This window comes from Streptomyces sp. WELS2, from assembly GCF_013870595.1.
In the GTDB taxonomy this organism is placed as follows: Bacteria; Actinomycetota; Actinomycetes; order Streptomycetales; family Streptomycetaceae; genus Streptomyces.
This window is the reverse complement of record NZ_JACBWZ010000782.1, coordinates 1-2,837: the sequence shown is the minus strand read 5'-3', so window position 1 is coordinate 2,837 and position 2,837 is coordinate 1. Positions and strand designations below refer to the sequence as shown.

Sequence of the window (2,837 nt, the reverse complement as noted above, 5' to 3'; positions counted from 1 at the left end):
GCGCCGGCCGCGGGAACGAACGGGGGAGTGGACCGATGGAGCTGGAGCTGCGGCACCTGCGGGTGCTGTGCGCGATCGCCGACGCGGGCGGTGTGGGCCGGGCCGCCGCCCAGCTGGGCTACTCGCAGCCCGCCGTGAGCACCCAGCTCCGGCGCATCGAGCGGCACCTGGGGGAGCCGCTGTTCGAGCGCGGGCCGGGCGGGGTGCGGCCGACCCGGTACGGCGCCGAGGTCGTCGAGCATGCCCGGGACGTGCTCGCGCGGGCCGCCGCGATCGGGCACCGCCCGGCCGCCGCCCGCCCCCGCCGCACCCTGCGGGTGGCCGCGACCAACTCGCCGATGCTGTCCGGCACGGTCTCCCGGGTCCGCGCCCGGCTGCCCGAACTCACCCTGACCGTCACCAGCGTCTACGCGTCCTCGCGGATCGTGGAGCTGCTGGAGGACGGCGCGGTGGACGCCGCCATCGCCGCCGACTACCCGGGCATGGAGCTGCGGCACTCGGCCGTCGTACGGCACCGCGGGATCGTCACCGAGCCCACCTTCGTCGCCCTGCCCGCCCGGCACCGGCTGCGGCCAAGCCCCCAGGTGCAGCTCGCCGACCTCGCCGAGGACGCCTGGTTCGTGACCCCGGACGACGGCGCCGGCTGGCCGGGGGTGTTCTACGACGCCTGCGCGGCGGCCGGGTTCACCCCGCGTACCGTGCACGAGTGGCTCGGCGACCAGACCCAGCTGCAGAGCATGATCGCCGACGGCCTCGGCGTGTCCCTGGTGCAGCCGACGCTGCGGCCGATCCCGCACGTCGTCGTCAAGCCGCTGGTGGGCTCCCCGCTGTGGTGCCGCTATGTGCTGGCCTGGCGGCCGGACACCGTCCTCGACGACGTCGTGGAGACGATGGTCCGCTCCGCCACGGACGCCTACCGCGATCTCGTCGCCCAGGCCCCCCACCTGCGCACCTGGGCCTCCCGCACCTGGAGTGCCGCCGGGGCGTAGGCACCCCGCGCCCGTCACCGGCCGTACCCGGCCACCGGCATCCCGCACGCGCCGGTGTCCCGGAGGCGGGAAAAACGGCCGTCCCCCGAACGGCGGGACCCGTGCGCCGCGCGTGGTTCACGTCGCCCGCACCAGGTGGTAGACACGGCGGGGTCACGGTTCCTGTCCGCCAGCAGGAAGGTCACCGCCGTATGTCTGCAACACGCCGTCAGGTCCTGTCCGCCGCGAGCGCCCTGGGAGCGGGCATCGCCTTCACCGGGGCCCTGTCCGAGGTCTTCGCGGGTACGGCCGCCGCGCAGGGCCTGGGCCACACCGGTTACGGCCCGCTCGTCCCCGATCCGAACGGCCTGCTCGATCTGCCGAAAGGTTTCCGCTACACCGTGCTGTCCCGCGAGGGCGACCGGCTCCGCTCCGGAGAGGGCCCGGTGCCCTCGCACCACGACGGCATGGCCGCCTTCGCCGGCGGCGCGGGCCGCACACACCTCGTCCGCAACCACGAGAACCGGGCGACCGCGCAGATCCCGGTACCCACCGTCAGCGGCCTCACCTACGACCCCGCGGGCAAGGGCGGCTGTACGGCCCTGACCCTCGACCGGCACCAGCGGGTGCTCTCCGAGCGGGTCGCCATCGCCGGTACCGCCGTCAACTGCGCGGGCGGCCGGACCCCCTGGGGCACCTGGCTGACCTGTGAGGAAACCGAGGACAAAGCGGGCACCAACGGCTACACCAAGGACCACGGCTTCGTCTTCGAGGTGCACCCCACCGACCCGCACCGCACCGGCGCCGTGCCGCTGACCGCGCTGGGCCGCTTCCAGCACGAGGCGGTCGCGATCGACCCGCGCGACGGCGTCCTCTACGAGACGGAGGACGCCTTCCAGAAGCCGTTCGGCCTCCTCTACCGCTTCCTGCCCGACCGGCCGCTGGGCGGCGTCGGTTCGCTCCGCGCCGGCGGCCGGCTCCAGGCCATGCGGGTGCCCGGCGTGGCGGACCTGTCGGCGATCCGGGAGACCGGGGCGCGCTTCGACGGCATCGAGTGGGTGGACGTACCCGATCCGCTGGCCACCGCCACGCCGACCAGGTTCCAGGACTACGGCCCCGGCGGCATCACCCACGCGCAGAAGCTGGAGGGCTGCTACTGGGGCGGCACCAGCGTGTACTTCGTGTCGTCCTTCGCGCGCGGCGCCGACGGCTCCGCCGCCGACCACTACGGCCAGGTCTGGCGCTACGACCCGGCGCACCGCCGGCTGACCCTGGCCGTCGTGTTCGGCCCGGACACCGATGTGCAACTGCCCGGCGAGTCCCCGGACAACATCTGCCTGGCGCCCGGCGGCGGTCTGATGGTCTGCGAGGACGGCAACGGCGCCCAGTACGTCTTCGGGCTGACCCGCCGGGGCGAGGTGTACGCGCTGGCCCGGGGCCGGCAGAACATCGGGACGGACCAGAAGCCGGAGTGGGGCGAGTTCGCCGGGGTCACCTTCGCCCCCGACGGAGCGACGATGTACGTCAACTGCTATACCCCCGGCACCACGTTCGCCGTGACCGGCCCGTGGTGAGGACAGGCGGCTGACGGCCCGATCGTGCCGGGCCGCGGCGGAAGGAGCGCGCCCCCGGCCCGGCACGAGCGGGACACATGCCCCCCTCGACTCCCCGTGGACAACGCGGTGTTATGGACCGGCGGTGGCATGTGCTATGTCACACACCATTGTTGGTCACGGGGCGCGCTGAGACAGTGCCTCACACGCCTCGACACCCCACAGAGGCGCGTCCCTTCGTGGAGGAAACCCCGATGCGCCATCGCTTCGCGCTGCCCGCCCGTGTGCCCAAAGGCGCCGCGGCCCGCATCGCCGG

Annotated in this window: 2 protein-coding genes; both read left to right on the top strand. The window is 74.1% G+C overall.

Features of this window, described 5'->3' with window-relative positions:
- Positions 1 to 35: 35 nt before the first annotated feature.
- A complete protein-coding gene (locus tag H5J33_RS29740; protein WP_181797895.1) occupies positions 36 to 989 on the top strand; it encodes a LysR family transcriptional regulator in 954 nt (317 codons plus the stop codon).
- A 191-nt stretch (positions 990 to 1,180) separates the two neighbouring features.
- On the top strand, positions 1,181 to 2,542 hold the full coding sequence (locus H5J33_RS29735) for an alkaline phosphatase PhoX (protein ID WP_181797894.1): 1,362 nt from the start codon (positions 1,181 to 1,183) through the stop codon (positions 2,540 to 2,542).
- Positions 2,543 to 2,837 lie beyond the last annotated feature (295 nt).